Source organism: Acinetobacter sp. YH12040 (assembly GCF_013420005.1).
GTDB lineage: Bacteria > Pseudomonadota > Gammaproteobacteria > Pseudomonadales > Moraxellaceae > Acinetobacter > Acinetobacter amyesii.
Genome location: NZ_VOZB01000007.1, coordinates 179271 through 196486, shown reverse-complemented (window position 1 = coordinate 196486; position 17216 = coordinate 179271). Strand labels below are relative to the sequence as shown.

General features: G+C 40.7%; 15 protein-coding genes. 6 read left to right on the top strand and 9 right to left on the bottom strand.

What is annotated here, in order from left to right:
- Positions 1-2043: a penicillin-binding protein 2 gene (gene mrdA / locus FTT99_RS10205; RefSeq protein WP_180131117.1), complete on the bottom strand. Its 2043-nt coding sequence runs from the start codon at positions 2041-2043 to the stop codon at positions 1-3.
- A 234-nt stretch (positions 2044-2277) separates the two neighbouring features.
- Between mrdA and FTT99_RS10200 the strand changes: the two genes are divergently transcribed.
- The 4 genes from FTT99_RS10200 (at position 2278) to FTT99_RS10185 (ending at position 5204) form a co-directional block, all read left to right on the top strand.
- Entirely contained in the window at positions 2278-2796 is a 519-nt protein-coding gene (locus FTT99_RS10200; RefSeq protein WP_078192958.1) for a hypothetical protein, read from the top strand.
- A gap of 64 nt (positions 2797-2860) precedes the next feature.
- Positions 2861-4177, top strand: a complete 1317-nt coding sequence (locus FTT99_RS10195; RefSeq protein ID WP_218948322.1) for a hypothetical protein — start codon at positions 2861-2863, stop codon at positions 4175-4177.
- An 84-nt stretch (positions 4178-4261) separates the two neighbouring features.
- Positions 4262-4921 (top strand): adenylate kinase, encoded by a 660-nt coding sequence (gene adk / locus FTT99_RS10190; RefSeq protein ID WP_078189866.1) that lies wholly within the window; start codon positions 4262-4264, stop codon positions 4919-4921.
- Positions 4922-5006: 85 nt separating this feature from the next.
- Positions 5007-5204, top strand: a complete 198-nt coding sequence (locus FTT99_RS10185; RefSeq protein ID WP_180003963.1) for a hypothetical protein — start codon at positions 5007-5009, stop codon at positions 5202-5204.
- Between the two features lie 56 nt (positions 5205-5260).
- Here FTT99_RS10185 and nth read toward each other — a convergent pair whose 3' ends face one another.
- A complete protein-coding gene (gene nth, locus FTT99_RS10180; protein ID WP_180131119.1) occupies positions 5261-5950 on the bottom strand; it encodes an endonuclease III in 690 nt (229 codons plus the stop codon).
- 2 nt (positions 5951-5952) lie between these two features.
- Entirely contained in the window at positions 5953-6747 is a 795-nt protein-coding gene (locus FTT99_RS10175; RefSeq protein ID WP_180131122.1) for an RnfABCDGE type electron transport complex subunit B, read from the bottom strand.
- 330 nt (positions 6748-7077) lie between these two features.
- On the opposite strand from FTT99_RS10175, the gene gdhA reads away from it, so the two are divergent.
- Positions 7078-8424 (top strand): NADP-specific glutamate dehydrogenase, encoded by a 1347-nt coding sequence (gene gdhA / locus FTT99_RS10170; protein ID WP_227591817.1) that lies wholly within the window; start codon positions 7078-7080, stop codon positions 8422-8424.
- Positions 8425-9046: 622 nt separating this feature from the next.
- Here gdhA and FTT99_RS10165 read toward each other — a convergent pair.
- The 3 genes from FTT99_RS10165 to rlmH all read right to left on the bottom strand — a co-directional run bounded on the left by FTT99_RS10165 (position 9047) and on the right by rlmH (position 11387).
- Entirely contained in the window at positions 9047-9823 is a 777-nt protein-coding gene (locus tag FTT99_RS10165; protein ID WP_180035383.1) for an META and DUF4377 domain-containing protein, read from the bottom strand.
- A gap of 168 nt (positions 9824-9991) precedes the next feature.
- Entirely contained in the window at positions 9992-10768 is a 777-nt protein-coding gene (locus tag FTT99_RS10160) for a dioxygenase (RefSeq protein WP_180131125.1), read from the bottom strand.
- Positions 10769-10904: 136 nt separating this feature from the next.
- Positions 10905-11387: a 23S rRNA (pseudouridine(1915)-N(3))-methyltransferase RlmH gene (gene rlmH, locus FTT99_RS10155; RefSeq protein WP_078189858.1), complete on the bottom strand. Its 483-nt coding sequence runs from the start codon at positions 11385-11387 to the stop codon at positions 10905-10907.
- A gap of 203 nt (positions 11388-11590) precedes the next feature.
- On the opposite strand from rlmH, the gene FTT99_RS10150 reads away from it, so the two are divergent.
- Positions 11591-12502, top strand: a complete 912-nt coding sequence (locus FTT99_RS10150) for a M20/M25/M40 family metallo-hydrolase (protein ID WP_180131146.1) — start codon at positions 11591-11593, stop codon at positions 12500-12502.
- A 416-nt stretch (positions 12503-12918) separates the two neighbouring features.
- Here FTT99_RS10150 and lon read toward each other — a convergent pair whose 3' ends face one another.
- The 3 genes from lon to FTT99_RS16505 form a co-directional block, all read right to left on the bottom strand.
- Positions 12919-15345, bottom strand: a complete 2427-nt coding sequence (gene lon / locus FTT99_RS10145) for an endopeptidase La (RefSeq protein ID WP_180131127.1) — start codon at positions 15343-15345, stop codon at positions 12919-12921.
- 147 nt (positions 15346-15492) lie between these two features.
- Positions 15493-16080, bottom strand: coding sequence for a 5-formyltetrahydrofolate cyclo-ligase (locus tag FTT99_RS10140; protein ID WP_180131129.1), 588 nt, complete (start codon positions 16078-16080; stop codon positions 15493-15495).
- 135 nt (positions 16081-16215) lie between these two features.
- On the bottom strand, positions 16216-17094 hold the full coding sequence (locus FTT99_RS16505) for an OmpA family protein (protein ID WP_257229283.1): 879 nt from the start codon (positions 17092-17094) through the stop codon (positions 16216-16218).
- Between the last annotated feature and the right edge of the window lie 122 nt (positions 17095-17216).

Here is a 17216-nt window from a genome sequence, read left to right as displayed (position 1 = left end):
TTATTCCTCATCGGTTGCATGTGCGGCACTGGCAGCACGAGGTGTTGTATTTGCACTATTCGGTTGTTGAGTTGCACTATTGTTCTGCTGTGCAGTTGGGCTTGCATTTGGATCGGCAGATAAAATATTCGAGCCGCTTGGTAATTCACTCGGTTTTAGACCTGCAGTCATGAGACCACCGCTAATTTGATGGCCTGCAGGACGAATTGGATTCTTTTTACGTGTTAATAACCAGTAGTCAAACATTGGTTTAGCAATTTGAGCAGCAGAACCACCGTGACGACCATTTTCCCAAACGACGGCAATCGCAATTTCAGGTTTTTCCGCAGGGGCAAAACCAACAAATAAACCATGGTCAAGCTGACGTTCTGTCAATAAAGATTCGTTATAGCGTTTACCTTGGGCAATACTTTTAACCTGTGCGGTGCCTGTTTTACCTGCGATTTGATACATTGGGGTACGAATACCACGACCGGTCCCTGTTTGAACCACATCAATCATGGCATCACGCATTTTGATCCAATCATCTGGCTTACCATTAAATTGAATGCGACCATTCGGGGCGTTATGGACTTTGTGGACTTTAGCGCCTTTACTTTCACGCAAAACGTGAGGTGTAACATGAGAGCCTTGATTGGCGGTAATAGCAGTCGCCATCGCCAGTTGTAATGGTGTTGCTGTAAATGCACCTTGACCAATACTGACAGAAATGGTTTCACCTTTAAGCCAGTTGGACTTCCGTGTGCGGAGCTTCCATTCAGGATTTGGATATAGCCCCGTACTTTCACTTGGTAAATCTACACCGGTTTTTTCACCGAAACCAAACTGACGCATCCAAGTATTCATTTTTTCAATGCCCATGCGATAGGACAAGACATAGAAGTAGGTATCGCAGGAAATGACTTGAGCTTTGTGTAAATTAACTGAGCCATGACCAGTTTTTTTGTGGTCACGGAAACGATGGCTGTCACCCGGAAGCGTGAAATAGCCCGGATCTGAAATGGCAGTACTCCAGTCCACTAGACCATAATGAATACCACCTAGACCAAACATCGGTTTGATCGTTGAACCTGGAGGATAAGCCCCTTGCACAGCACGGTTATATAATGGCTGATCGAGGCTATCACGTAGTTCAGAATAATCTTTGCTGCTAATGCCAGTAACAAATAAATTGGGGTTAAAACTAGGACTGGACACAAGAGCAAGAATTTCCCCAGTACGTGGGTCAATCGCAACAATCGCACCACGTCGACCTGCAAGCTGCTCTGAAGCAACCATTTGCAGTCCATAATCTAGGGATAAATATAAGTCATTACCACGAATTGGATCTTTACGACCAAGATGACGTAACACATTACCAAAGGCATCGGCTTCAACCGACTCATTTCCCGGCATACCGTGTAAAAGTTCTTCGTATGATTTTTCAACGCCAATTTTACCGATCAGGTTTGAGCCAGCGTATAAATCTTTATCAATCGTTTTTAGTTCTTTGTCATTAATACGACCTACGTAGCCAATCACATGGGCAAACAGTTCACCATGTGGATAGTAGCGAGTCATTTGGGTCTCTATATTGACACCTGGGAATTGATATTTCACTTCACTAAAACGGGCGATATCATTTTCATTTAAATTCAGTTTAATCGAAACACGTTCAGTCTTTTTAGAGGTTTTAATCCGACTTTTGAAACGTTCAATGTCTTCATCAGTCAGTTCTAACAGAGGCGTTAGGCGCTCAACGGTATCATCAATGTCTTCAACATCCGCACGGCTCATGGTTGCCGAGAAAACCGGATAATTATCGGCTAATAACACGCCATTACGGTCATAGATATAACCACGTGAGGGTGCAAGCGGTTGCAGTCGAATTCGGTTTTGATCTGCAGCAGTCGAAAAGGTCTCATAACTCTTGATTTGCAAATATGCATAACGTGCCACAAGCAACAGCATAAAGAAGGAGACAATCCCTATCGAAATCACTACGCGATTACGATAAATCCGCTTTTCTTGCTGGACATTTTTTAAAGGATAATGCTGCTTCATACGCGATCGACTTAAAGACTGAGAGCTAAAATAACGGAAGAGGCATATTCTAGCGCAACTGACATTTTTTTGATAAATAAAAACGACTCTGCTGTGATTGCAGTCTATATTTTGACTTTGCAGACATGAAAAATATGGGGCTTTGTGTATAACAGTTCATATTATTCTGCTAAAGTCGAAACGTATAAAAAAGGAATATTCCAAAAAATAATACTAAGGAAGTTTGTGAAAACAATGAATAAATTATATCCATTGCTTGCATTTATGATGCTCGGAAGCATCGCACATGCCAATGACAATTCATTTTTACCTGAGGCAAAGTTAACAGGTAAGGGTTATCAACCATGGAATGTTGGAGCAGGTTTTACTCAAAAAATTATTCACGTGAATGGTGAGTGGGTAAACCCATATGGCATTGCCTATGCAAAAGCTGGTGTTTTCTTGAACGATGATAAAACACCTGGTGGGCAAGTCGGCTTTCGTTACCCCGTTCATTTCACTGGCAAAGATAAAAATGGTTATTATATCGGAGCTTATGCGGGCCACATCGACTCCAAGAAAGTAGATGGTGAAGATGAAGCGCGTTTAGGTGGTGGTATCGATCTTGCTTATGTGATGTTGAGTGCCGAGCGTATTAGTACGTTTAGTGTAGGCTTGGGTGCGGGTGAAAAATTAGAAGACAAATCAGGTAATGTGATTGTGGAAACCGAACCGAGACTACAAATCTCATATACTTTAAGTTTTGGTTTGTAGTGAAAATAATCAACTTTATTTTATAACCGCACTCACTGAATAAAATTAAATATGGAAGTTATGCATGCTTGAGTACGTTAACGAATTGTGGCAAACCTTTTTGCAACGTCCCGATTTTTGGGCTGTGCTGAGTATTATCCCCGTTACCGCATTCGTTACCTGGGCACACGTTTGGATGGCACTGAAAATGGTGTTTTACCCGATTAATTTCTGGGGATTCCATTTAGGTCCATTACCCGTGGGATGGCAGGGGATTGTGCCAAGAAAAGCTGGACGTATTTCTGGCATTATTACGGATAACACATTGTCTAAATTGGGTTCCTTGCGCGAGTTTTTGGATGCAATGGATCCTGAGGATATGGCGCGCATCATTGGTGAACAAGTTGGCTTTGAACTTGAACATTTGATTGATGAAGTCATGCTAGACCGAAATGCGGTGCTTTGGGAAAACTTACCGTATTCGATTAAACGCCGTATTTATGCCCAAGCACATAAACAGCTGCCAAATACCTTAAAAGAACTCGTGACCGAACTGACCATGAACGTAGAGTCACTTGTTGACATGCGTGAAATGGTGGTGAGTCAAATGGAAGCGGATCGTCTCTTGATGGTGCGTATGTTTCTTAAAGTTGGTCAAAAAGAAATCAACTTTATTTGGCATATCAGTGCCTTGATTGGGATGTTCTTTGGTATCTTCCAGATGATCGTTTGGTTTGTGGTGCCTTGGCATTGGACGGTTCCATTTTGGGCAGCAATCTGGGGCTTTTTGACCAACTGGATTGCCATCTGGATGGTATTTAATCCCATTGAGCCGCACCCTGTTAAGTATTTGCAATTATTTGAATTAACTAAAGATCGTAAATTCCCTTGGATTAAACCTGTGATTCCACGTATTGGAACGTACAATGTTCAAGGGGCGTTTATGAAACGCCAAGAAGAAGTTTCGGATGTATTCGCAAGTGTAGTCACAGAAGACTTAATTACGTTAAAATCCATCATGACCGAAATGATGTATGGCGGGAAGAAAGATAAGACCCGTCGCATTGTGAAACGTCATATTAATGAAATTATGGAATCTCCACTGGTTCGTACCTCATTACAGTTGTCTTTAGGTCCAAAAGAGTACGCAAAACTCAAGACAGACTTGATCGATCGCTCAATTGAAATTACGATGGTGCCTGTATGCGACCCTGCGTTTAATGCGAGCCGTGCACAGAAAATCTTTCAAATGTTTAGAGACCGTATTCGTGAGCTAACACCGAAAGAATTTCAAAATCTATTACGTCCTGCATTTCAGGAAGACGAATGGATTTTAATTGTCTTGGGTGGTGTAACCGGTTTTATCGCGGGTACAATACATTTGTTTGTGGCTTTCTTATAATTAGATGCTGGAAGATGATCTGAATCTTGGGTTTAGATCACTACATAGCGTCATATACAATGTTTAAAATGAGGATGTTTTTTTATGCGCATTATATTACTCGGACCACCTGGAGCAGGTAAAGGGACACAAGCTCAGTTGATCTGTAAGCGCTACGATATCCCACAAATTTCAACCGGTGATATGCTCCGTGCTGCGATTCGTGAAGGTACTGAATTAGGTCTACAAGCTAAAAGCGTCATGGATAATGGCGGCCTTGTATCTGATGAGCTTATTATTGGTCTTGTAAAAGAACGCATTGCTCAACCTGACTGTGTCAACGGCTGCATTTTCGACGGTTTCCCACGTACGATTCCACAAGCTGAAGCGCTTGAAAACGAAGGGATCAGCATCGATCACGTAATTGAAATCGATGTACCTGACGAAGAAATCGTTCAACGTTTATCTGGTCGTCGTCAACACCCAGCATCTGGTCGTGTATATCATACCGTTTACAACCCACCAAAAGTGGAAGGTAAAGATGACGAAACTGGTGAAGACCTTGTTCAACGCCCAGATGACCAAGAAGCAACAATTCGTAAGCGTTTAGGTTCTTACCACGCTGAAACTGAGCAATTGGTTGGTTTCTACCAAGGTCGTGCAGCTTCTGGCGAAAACGCACCGACTTATGACAAATTAAATGGTCTTCGTCCAATCGATCAAGTTCAAACTGATTTGTTCGCGATTTTAGATCAGTCTAAATAATTCAGTTTTTTGAATTTTTGACAATCAAAGAGTCCTACTGCATAGTGGGGCTCTTTTTTTATGTGGCTTTTAGGGCGAATCTGTTATGAAATTTGCTTTGGTTATAATGGTCATCATCGCTGTAGCGGTGTTATTGGGCTTATTATTTGTCAGCTTTAAAATGTTGCGTAAGGTGCAAGTGGAAGAAGCAGAGCAAGCTAAACTGAGCCCGAAGCAATATCGCTTACATCCAAAGCTGCAGCAAGAGCTTGATAAAAAACAAAAAGAACAAGATAAAAATTAAGCATCGACTCGATCAATTGATTCTTACAAATTCCATCTACCCCGAAATTGAAGAGATTAATCTTCAATTTGGGTGGTTTTAATCGGTCTTAATGCACCAAACTCATACTTATCATTCCAATTACATACATCAGACACGATACATTCATTGCATTTGGGTTTGCGGGCAATACAGGTATAACGCCCATGCAGAATCAACCAATGATGTGAATCAACAATAAACTCTTTGGGGATGACTTTGACGAGTCGGTGTTCGACTTCCAAAACATTATTGCCGACAGCCAATCCTGTACGATTACCTAAACGAAAAATATGCGTATCGACTGCCATGGTTGGTTGACCAAAAGCAGTATTCAGCACCACATTTGCAGTTTTACGACCGACACCGGGTAAGGCTTCCAAATCTGCACGATTATTCGGAACGATACTGTTATGCTTCTCAATGAGAATCTTGCAGGCTTTAATGACATTTTCCGCTTTTGAGTTATACAGGCCAATGGTCTTGATATATTCCTTCAGTCCGTCAACACCTAACGCATAAATAGCTTCAGGAGTATTTGCTACTGGAAAAAGTTTATCTGTGGCTTTGTTGACACTGACATCTGTGGCCTGAGCAGATAGGGTAACAGCCACTAAAAGTTCAAATGGACTACTATAATTGAGTTCAGTTTTCGGGTTGGGGCGTTGCTCACGTAAGCGTTCAAAAAAAGTTTGAATTTGCTTCTTAGTCATGTTTTTAACCGCCATGATTAAGCCCCTTGCAGTTGTGTTAATTGTTGCGTGAGCGTATGGAGTAACTCACGTTTTTTTGCATCGTCTCGAACACTCAGTTGTTTTTCTAACTTTTTGATTTGTGTTCGAATTTTAGCAAGTTCAATGGTGGTTTTTGCATCGAGTTGAACAACTGGCGTAGCAGGTTTTTCCACAACTTCAATGACCGGTACCGAGTCTGTCTGGGTCGAAAATTGGGCAAAAAGTTCCGTGTCAATTTCAGCACGTACGACTGGGCCTTTACGATGAATTCTGCGCTTTTCCTCACGTTGAATATGTGCATAGTAGCGGCGACGTAAATCATTCTGTTCTGCGATTCGAGCGGCTTCAGATGGCACTTGATCAAGCTCTTCGACAAGGTCGATACAATCCACTGGACAAGGTGGAATGCAGAGTTCGCAGCCCGTACATAAATCCGTCAAGACGGTATGCATCAATTTGCCTGAGCCAATAATGGCATCAACAGGGCAGGCACTAATACATTTGGTACAACCAATACATTCATCCTCACGAATCACAGCTTTAACCCGTTGCGGGCGTCCATCACTTTGGATTGGCCAAACGCTGGCTTCTGCTGTTAAGTGTGGACGATTTAATAACGCTGCCAGTGCATCTGCCACAGGTTGACCACCGGGTATACATTTATTGGCTTCTTCTCCTTCACTGATGGCTTTGGCATAGGGTAAGCAGCCGTCTCGGTGTCCACAAAGTCCACATTGAGTTTGTGGCAATAGGGCATCAATTTGTTGGATGAGGGAAATTTCAGAAGTCATGGGTAGTCGCGAGTAGAAATGAAGGCAGTGAAAAACCAAAGAGGACGTTGAATTCTAGCATGTTTCAGTATGAATTGCTGTGCGCAAAAATGGGTCTATAGATGCATCATAAATGAGCAAAATAATTCATTAAAATATTCCTAAAAGTAATAATATTTATAACTAAAATATCTGATTAATCAATTTAAATCGCTGTTCTTTAAAGAATTTAAAGATTTTTTAAAAAAACTATTGCTGATTAGTTACAAAAGATATTTAATATTTTGCGCCAAAATATATCTTTGATCAAAATTGTGATCAATTTTGATCCATACATCTGCTGAGGATTAAGTGTTGAAATATAACAGCCTTAACGACTTCCTAGACTACGTTAAAACACGTGATGAACATCAACCTGAATTTCTTCAAGCTGTTGAAGAAGTGATGACGAGCCTTTGGCCATTCATCGAAAAGAACCCACAATATGCTGACTACGGTTTGCTAGAACGTCTTGTTGAGCCTGAGCGTGCAATTCAGTTCCGTGTTTCATGGGTAGATGACAAAGGTCAAACTCAAGTTAACCGTGCTTTCCGTGTTCAATACAACTCAGCAATTGGTCCATTCAAAGGTGGTATGCGTTTCCACCCATCAGTGAACCTTTCAATTCTTAAATTCTTAGGTTTTGAACAAACTTTCAAAAATGCCTTAACTACACTTCCTATGGGTGGTGGTAAAGGTGGTTCAGATTTTGACCCTAAAGGTAAATCTGAAGGCGAAATCATGCGTTTCTGTCAAGCATTAATGATCGAATTATACCGTCATCTTGGTTCTAACACTGACATCCCTGCGGGCGACATCGGTGTAGGTGGCCGTGAAGTGGGCTACATGGCTGGTATGATGAAAAAATTAAGCAACGACACAGCATGTGTGTTCACTGGTAAAGGTTTAACTTTCGGTGGTTCACTTGCACGTCCTGAAGCAACTGGTTACGGTACTGTGTATTTCGCTGAGGAAATGCTAAAAACTCGTGGCGATAGCTTTAAAGATAAAGTTGTAACGATTTCGGGTTCTGGTAACGTTGCACAATACGCTGCTGAAAAAGCAATGTACTTAGGTGCGAAAGTGGTTTCACTTTCTGACTCAGCTGGTACTGTATACGTAAAAGACGGTTTCACAACGGAACTTCTTGCTGAAGTAATGGAATTGAAAAACGTTAAGCGTGGCCGTATTTCTGAATTTGCATCTAAGCACGGTTTTGAATATTTGGAAGGTCAACGTCCTTGGTCTATCAAATGTGATATCGCGCTGCCATGTGCAACTCAAAATGAATTAGATGAAGCTGATGCTGAAGCTCTTCTTGCTAATGGCGTAATCTGTGTTGCTGAAGGCGCAAACATGCCATCTACTTTGGCTGCAGTTGAGAAATTCGTTGAAGCGAAAATTCTTTATGCACCAGGTAAAGCTTCAAATGCAGGTGGTGTTGCAACTTCTGGTCTTGAAATGTCTCAAAACGCAATTCGTTTGGGTTGGACTTTCGAAGAAGTTGACGAGCGTCTACACGCGATCATGAAAGAAATTCACCGCAACTGCGTGAAATACGGTACTGAAGAAGATGGTACTGTGAACTACGTAAACGGTGCGAACATTGCAGGTTTCGTAAAAGTTGCTGACGCAATGCTTGCTCAAGGCGTTTACTAAGTTCTCCGTAAGTTGAACTGAAAACCGAGGCTCAAGCCTCGGTTTTTTTATGGCTGAATGGTTTGGAATATATTGGATTGTTAATTAGTGCTCATCAGGGTAAGTTGAATTTCGCTATCCATAACATTGAAGTGAAAATTTAAGGGTTGGTCGAGCAAACGTTTAAAAATAAAGCCCTGACCGATGTAACTGTGAGCTGAACTTCAGTGTACTCCCTACATCTCCTATAAAACGCAAATTATGCTTTTCTACATCATAATTGTGGCCAATGCGATTACAGCCATTAAAAATGTCATACGGCCATTGTTGAATGTGTAAGTTATTTGGGCGGGAGAGCGGTATTCTCTACGAGAACCCACGTCTTTTGAGTTAATTGTTCTGCTTCAAAATCGCGTCAATAGGTAATTCGCTGTATGCTTAAAAATATCTGTCTGTTGATTGCGATTCGTCAGGATGAATTCAGGCAGGGCATTTTGCTTTTGTAGTAGCTTTAAATTTACATCGCTAAAGCATTGGCTGAACAGTACATCGTGATTTGAAAACTTTGCACGGCTGATTAGCGTTTGCAGTCGTGAAGATAAAAAAACCGAGGCGATGACCTCGGCTTTTTATAGGCTGTAACTTACAAGGTACCTTTTACAGCTTCACGTTCGACTGACATATCAAAAATATAGGCATATTTTGATTGATCAGCAGCAGGGTTTTTACGTTCAAAACGTTTTACGCGAATAATTTGGCGTTCTGCAGGAGTGTGCTTAAAGCCTTCAATTTGATCGTAAAATAAGGTCCAGTCTTTATCAACTTGTGTTTTTAGGCCTTTTTCATCGTACTTCACTTCACGCACTTGCAAACAAGTTTGTGGAGCAACGCCTGTACATTGTTTCGTTTCAGGACTGACTTCTAGGAAAATCGTTTCGCCTTGTGAGTTATATTGGGTTTCAGGTGTTAATTTTCCAGTGAACACCAGTTTCTCACCTGTTGCAGAGATAATGGTTAACGTTGGATTTTGTGGATCTGTAGTATTTAAAACAAAAGGTGCTTTACGGTCACTAAAGAGTGAAGATGCAAGTCCTTCTTGTTTCATCGCATTATCAGGACACGCCATCATGGTAGATGCAATGTTACCTGTTACAAGTGTATTGTGTTCCACTTTCCATTGGGTTGACATGCTATTACAGCTGGTTGAAATACCCAAAGTGCCATTTTCTAGAAAATTTAAAACTAAAGGTTTTGGTGCATTTTCAGTGGTGGTGCTCCATTGATATGAAGCTAAAGTTTTATCAGCATTTTGTTGTTGTAATACGCTCACGGCTAAATCTCCAGCTTTTTGGATATCGCTTGATTGACATGCTGCAAGGGCTAAAGGGAAGAGGGCGATCGCTAAATATTTTAATTTCATTACGCTAACTGTTCTAAGTGAATTTCAGCCTGTAGCATAACCCATTCATTTTAAAAAAATATGAATACATTCAGCTCAAATAAGTAGCAAAATGTATCCATAAATAATAATTTGTTAACTTATTAATATGAATTATGAATAAGTCAAGCTATCTCGTTTTATTCACGTTTAATCAAAACGATAAATATCCATACCCAGCGAACCCATACTAAAGCTACTGTGAACAATAGAGAAGCGGGGGCCTGCACCCATCGCAAAGAAGATGGGTGCAAAATGTTCAATGGTCGGATGGTTGCGTTGCACAAATGGGATATTTTGCCAATCGAGAACTGCATCAAAATCTTGATGAGTGAGCTTATTGACCACAAAATTACGGAATGTAGACGCCCATTCAGGCACGGCTGCTGCACGTCCATCCCAAGCCAATTCACGTAAGTTATGAGTAATACTGCCCGATCCAATCAACAGGATTTGCTTGTCACGTAAAGGTGCAAGCGTTTGTCCAATTTTATAGATCTCTTGCGCAGACATGGTCATCGGTAGTGATATTTCAATTACAGGAATGTCGGCATCAGGATACATATGCAACAACGGCATCCAAACGCCATGATCTCGTGGACGGGTGCTGTTGGCATGTGCAGATAAACCTGCATTGGCAAGCAAATGAAGGATTTCTTCAGAAAGCTCTGGGTTACCCGGTGCAGGATAGTGGATATCATAAAGTTCCGCAGGGAAGCCACGGAAGTCATGCCAAGTTTCAGGACGGGCACTGGTACTTACTTCTAGTGCGTTACTTTCCCAATGCGCGGACATAATAATAATGGCTTCCGGCTTTGGAAGATTCAGGCTTAAACGTTCCAACGCAGGACCGACTTGCTCAGGATTGATGGCAAGCATAGGTGAGCCATGGGAAATAAATAAACCTGGAAGTGTTTGTAAATTCATCGCGGTCGCCGTTGGTTGTTTAAAGGAATATGATGATCATGCACTAAATTATTCAGCGTAACAATTCGGATAATTTCAACGGTTTGTTTCATTGTTGCAACGCTGTACTTGCTGTAGATACTGGAGTCAGTTCGGATTAACCCGCACGATGGTAAGGGTGATTATGGTTAATACTCATTGCACGGTATAGCTGTTCGATGAGCATGACACGAACCATTGGATGCGGCAAAGTTAGTTTAGACAAAGACCAGTGCCATGCTGCTGCTTTACGCACTGCTTCAGAATGTCCATCTGGCCCACCAATAGCTAGAACCACATCATTGCCTTCAAGCATCCAACCTTTCATGGTTTCAGCTAGTTTTTCGGTACTAAACTCACGACCACCGACTTCTAAGGCGATCAGCACTTCATTCGATTTCATGGCATTTAAAATGCTGTCACCTTCAATTTGACGGTATTTTAAAATGTCGGCTTCTGAGTCGTTCTTGCCACGTTTAGCCATAGGCAGTTCAATGATCTGCGTTTGAACAAATGGCTGAATACGTTTGAAATAATCTTCAAAACCCGTCAGAACCCATGCTGGCATTTTTTGACCGATTGTCAGAATACGAATTTTCATACAGCGCCTGAAAGTATACAAAAGAGCATTATAACGGTTCGCTTGCGCTTTGTATGTTCAGACACAATTTGCAATTGAAATCGTGTTCTGCTTGCTGTTTAAATACGCAGCATAAACAGATTAGATCAAAGATGAAAATTGGAATAATAACAATGAAAAAAACATGGCAGGACGGTAAATTATTTTTGTTCAAGCAAGCAGCAATGCTTTCAATTTTTGCATGGTGTTCATTTGCGGCGTATGCCAACAATATTAGAACCGCTGAACCGGATAATTTAAAAGTCTATTTAGAGCAAATTATTGGTAATGAAGCTGAATATCGTAACTATAAGAACATTCAAGAGTTAAATCGGGTGTCTGATTGGATTCGTGAGCAGATGCGTTTATTTGGTGTGAATTGCCGTTTTCAAACCTATACCGTAAATAGCCAACCATACCGTAATGTGGTCTGTCCCTTAAATGCAGGGCATAGCAACCGAGTGATCATTGGCGCGCACTACGATGTATTTGAGGAGCAGCATGGCGCTGATGATAATGCTTCTGGCGTTGCAGGTGTACTCGAAGCTGCTCGGATTCTTTCGGCTGAAAAAGCGCGTTTAAAACAAAATATTGAATTTGTATTTTATACCCTCGAAGAACCGCCATATTTTAGAACAGAGTCGATGGGCAGTTTTATCCATGCAAAATCGGTAGCAAAGGAAAAGAATAAAATTTCAGGTGTGTATATTCTGGAAATGATTGGTTATTTTGATCCGAAAGTCACCCAAGAATATCCTGTTGGGCTGAAATGGATTTATCCATCACATACGAATTTTATTGCATCGGTGGGGAATATTCAGTCTCGTGACTTAACCTCATCGTATTGTGCTGCGATGGAGTCATTGAAGCAGTTGCAATGTGAACGCTTGATTTCACCCTCATTTATTCAGGGTGTGGATTTTTCAGATCATATGAATTATTGGCAATTTGATATGCCGGCGATGATGATCACTGATACTGCATTTTATCGTAATAAGCACTATCACACCGAGCAAGATACCTTGGATAAATTAAACTTAGACAAAATGGCTCAAGTGATCGATGGTTTGGTGAAAACCATCTTAAATTTGAAATAGCATGTCTTTAAACACATGACATAAAAAACGCAGCCCCGAAAGCCTGTGGACTGCGATAAAAGGTCATCTACCTGGAGATGTAGATGACCATCTTGTTCCAATGATCATCACGCTTTTAGACGTGATTGGAACCAATAAAGAAACATACAGCGCGTATATCTCTCTACTATATATGTGGGATAGAGGGAGATATTTCAAGTAATAGCATACAAATTTTGTAAGACTTTCTTATTGGCTATTACTGATCTTGACGTCAAATTTGAAATAGTTATCCAATTAAAGGTTGTAGCTATTGTCTTGAGTCTTGTCATAGCGATGGATTTGAACGACAAGTTTAGAATATTCAGTATGAATAATGGATAAAAAAAGCCCTGTCCAAACAGGGCTTTTTTTCTTTTATTGCTAGTTGTTAGCGCTTAGTGACGAGCAGCTTTGCCACCTTCAGTTGCTTTGACAATCGGTGTCTTTGCAAGAGGTTTCGGCATATCAACCAAGGCTAGAGGTAAAATCTCATCAATCGATTTCACTGGTTTAATTTCTAGACCTTCTTTGACATTGTCTGGAATCTCAGTCAAGTCACGAACGTTGTCTTGTGGGATAAAGACAAGCTTGATGCCACCACGGTGAGCAGCGAGAAGTTTCTCTTTTAAACCACCAATGCGCATTGCACGGCCACCAAGACTGGTTTCACCGGTCATCGCAATATCTGGACGAATCGCAATGCCTGTAAACGCTGAAACAAGTGCGGTAGTTAGGGCCAAACCAGCAGATGGACCATCTTTCGGTGTTGCGCCTTCTGGTAAATGCACATGCACATCAGTTTCTTCAAAGCGGATCGCTTCAATACCTAGTTCATCTGCACGGGTACGTACAACGGTCATCGCTGCTGTGATCGATTCTTTCATGACATCGCCAAGAGAACCGGTGGTAATGAACTTGCCTTTACCTTTTACTGCTGCAACTTCAATCGTTAGCAGTTCACCACCAACAGATGTCCATGCCAAGCCATTTACACGACCCACTTCAGCTTCTTCTTCGGCCATACCGAAGTCGAATTTGTGTGGTCCTAAGTAGTCAGGAAGATTTTTCGAATTCACTTCAATTTGAAGATTTTTCGCTTTCTTGCTCACTGCTTCTTTTACCACTTTACGTGCAATTTTCGACACTTCACGTTCTAAGCTACGGACACCGGCTTCACGTGTATAACGTTGTACGATATCGCGAATGGCTTCTTCGTGAATGGTTAATTCCTTTGCACGCAGACCATTATTCTTGATGGCTTTTGGAACAAGGTAACGTTCAGCAATATTCACTTTTTCATCTTCGGTGTAACCCGGTAGACGAATCACTTCCATACGGTCAAGCAAAGCTTCTGGAATATTCATGCTGTTTGCAGTACAGATGAACATCACTTCAGAAAGGTCTAGATCAAGATCTAAGTAGTGATCATTGAACTTGCTGTTTTGTGATGGATCTAGGACTTCAAGCAATGCTGAAGCAGGGTCGCCACGGTAGTCTTGCGCCATTTTGTCAATTTCATCGAGTAAGAACAGTGGGTTCTTTACGCCAACTTTTGTCAAAGACTGCACAATTTTACCTGGCATCGCACCAATATAAGTACGACGGTGACCACGGATTTCAGCTTCATCACGCACGCCGCCAAGCGCCATACGGACAAATTCACGGCCAGTTGCTTTGGCAACAGATTCACCGAGTGAAGTTTTACCTACACCTGGAGGACCAACTAAGCACAGGATTGGGCCACGAAGCTTTTTCACACGTGATTGAACAGCAAGGTATTCCACGATGCGGTCTTTCACGTCGTCTAAACCATAGTGATCGGCATCAAGAATATCTTGAGCTTTCGCAAGGTTAATGCTGACTTTGCTGGCTTTGTTCCAAGGCGTATCTAAAATAACTTCTAGATAGTTACGCACGACAGCAGCTTCGCTCGAAGCAGGTTGCATTGCTTTTAGCTTACGGAACTCATTTTCAGCTTTCTTGCGTACATGTTCAGGTAAATCGGCTTCAGCTAGACGTTTTTCAATTTCTGCAACGTCATCTTCAGCACCGCCATTCATGTCAGAAAGTTCGCGTTGAATGACCTTCATTTTTTCATTTAAGAAGTATTCACGCTGATTCTTTTCCATTTGGCGTTTTACAGAATCATGTAAGGTTTGCTCAATTTGCTGTTCTTCTGACTGTTGTAATAAATACGTCATCAGCTCAGCTAAATGTGCTTCAAATTCATCATGCTCTAAGAACTTTTGTTTTACATCAATATTCAAAGGCACGCGTGTTGCTACGAAGAATAATAATTGCAGCAAATCATCAATTTTATTGGCTGCTGCAATCAATTCACGTGCGTTACGCAATTTTGCTTCTGCATATTGAGCAAATAAGGTGCGTAATTCTTCCACACGGTTATTCTGAGTTTCTGAGTCAACAGAAACCGTCATTGGGCTTAATGAATGCTCGGCAGTCAGGTAATCATCGGTATCGATAATTTTTTCTAACTTGGCACGATATAAGCCTTCAATCAGTACTTTTATACAGTTTTCATCATTCTCATGATTCACAACTTGCACAATCTTCGCGACAGTACCGTATTGATATAAATTGTCGTGATCAATTTCTTCTGTAAGCGAATCTTTTTGTGCAACTACGAATACAAGATTGTCACTGTCACGTGCGACATTGACTGCATTGATCGACTTTTCACGACCCACAAACAGTGCAATTTGCATGTGAGGATATACAACCACATCTCGTAGCGCTAAGAGCGGTAATACGCTCGGAATTGTAGTTTCCAAGCTTTCTTCATTCATAATAATCTCAGACATGGGCACTCCTAATGAGTGACAACGGTGTTGCCATGTTTTTTATAGTGATGTGTATTTTTTAAATTACAAGGGTCATGCCAATTAAAATGTGTAAAAAATGACTAAATATGTGATTTTTAAGTGTAACTCAGTGTCAAAAATATCAAATTAACGTTTGAATCTTAAAGTTTGAGATGGGCTAATAAAGCCATCTAGCGGTTGATCCCATGCCTCTCGGACCAAGGGGTCTTGAATGAGTTGAAAATCATGACCAAGTCCTAAACGGTAGGGGGTAGAGTGGGCTGTTGCTAATGTTTTATCGTAGAAGCCACCCCCCATACCAATACGTGTGCCGTACTTATCGCAAGCCAGCAAGGGCATGATTAAAAGGTCAAGATGAGAAACATGCTTCCCACGACTTGCCATCGGTTCTTTCATACCGAGTGGGTGATGAGAAAAACGTTTGTTGATGTATTGATGACGTGAGATTTCAACCCAAACCAGTTGCTGATTCATGTTGCAAATCATGGGTAAATACACGTGTTTTTGATGCGCAAAACAGTAGTGGATGATCTTTTGAGTGTGAATTTCACCGAATGCATGTAAATACACGCCTATATGCTGACTGCTCTGAAAATGACTGAGTCTGACTAAACGCTGTAGGACTTGTTGTTCAGCTTGTCGTTGGGTCCATAGGTTTAGGCTACGACGCTGCTTGCGGAGTTGTTTACGAAGGCTGGTGGTGCTGAAAGTCATGATTCATTTCAAAGTAGCACAAAATTCTCAAGGCATTTTAACTCGTTCAAGCTTAAAAGTCCGAAAAAATAGGTTTTATCTTTTTTATATAAAGCGTTCCTTAAACACTAGTTAGCTTAAGGAACGCATACTTATTTAAGGTTTTTTTATACCAAGAATTTGCACATCAACACGGCGGTCTGCTTGTAAGCAAGCTTTTAAGGCATTTCGATCTTGCACATCAAAACAACCATTGGTTACAGGCTGAGTTTCACCTGCTGAAGCGAAACTTAATTTATCAGCAGCAATCCCTTGGTTCATTAAGTAATTTTTGACAGTTAGTGCACGTTGCAATGCAAGTTGCTGATTATATTTTTCACTGCCTAAACGGTCGGTATGTCCGGTAAGCTTAATCATATCAATACGTGCATATTGGTTATTAAGTTTAGTTGCTAGTTCATTCAAGCTTGATTTACCTGCAGGAAGTAAATCGTTTAGTTTGCCACCATTAAATTTAAATAAAGAATCGGCAGCTAAGTTTATATTATCTAAACTCGGTTCAATTGGTTTTATTACATTTTTTAGAGCATTTTCTCTAATCGGGCAATTATTAATCCTAGTGCCATCATTATTTAATATAACAGGTTTGCCGTTATTATCAACTGTAAGTAATAAGTTATTCAAAAGTGACTTTTCGTTTACACAATAGCTAACTGAATAATTTTCACAATGATTTGTACAATTTTTCACCTTAAATTGGTATTCGCCTTCTTTTAAATAAAAATCAGCAGAATTATTAATATAAAAATCACCCGCTTTAAATTCATCTATATAGAGCTTAGTTGCACATTTTTGGTTCTTAGCTTGATCATCTGCGCATAATTTTTCATCACGTTGAACATGTATTTTGTATGCATCAATCCTATTGTTTTGAAACAACAAATTATCTGGTTTTGCATACTTATTTACGCCAGGAAAAGTTGAACATGCAACAAGTGATGCGCTTAACGCAATGGTAGTGAAAGTCTTATACATAATGTATTCCGAGTAATGTAATAAGGATAAATAATCGTTTAAATAATATTAAAAACATTATTTAAAGAAATATATTGAAAGAACTTTATTGAGGAAAAAATAACACTTTGTTAGACTCGTTA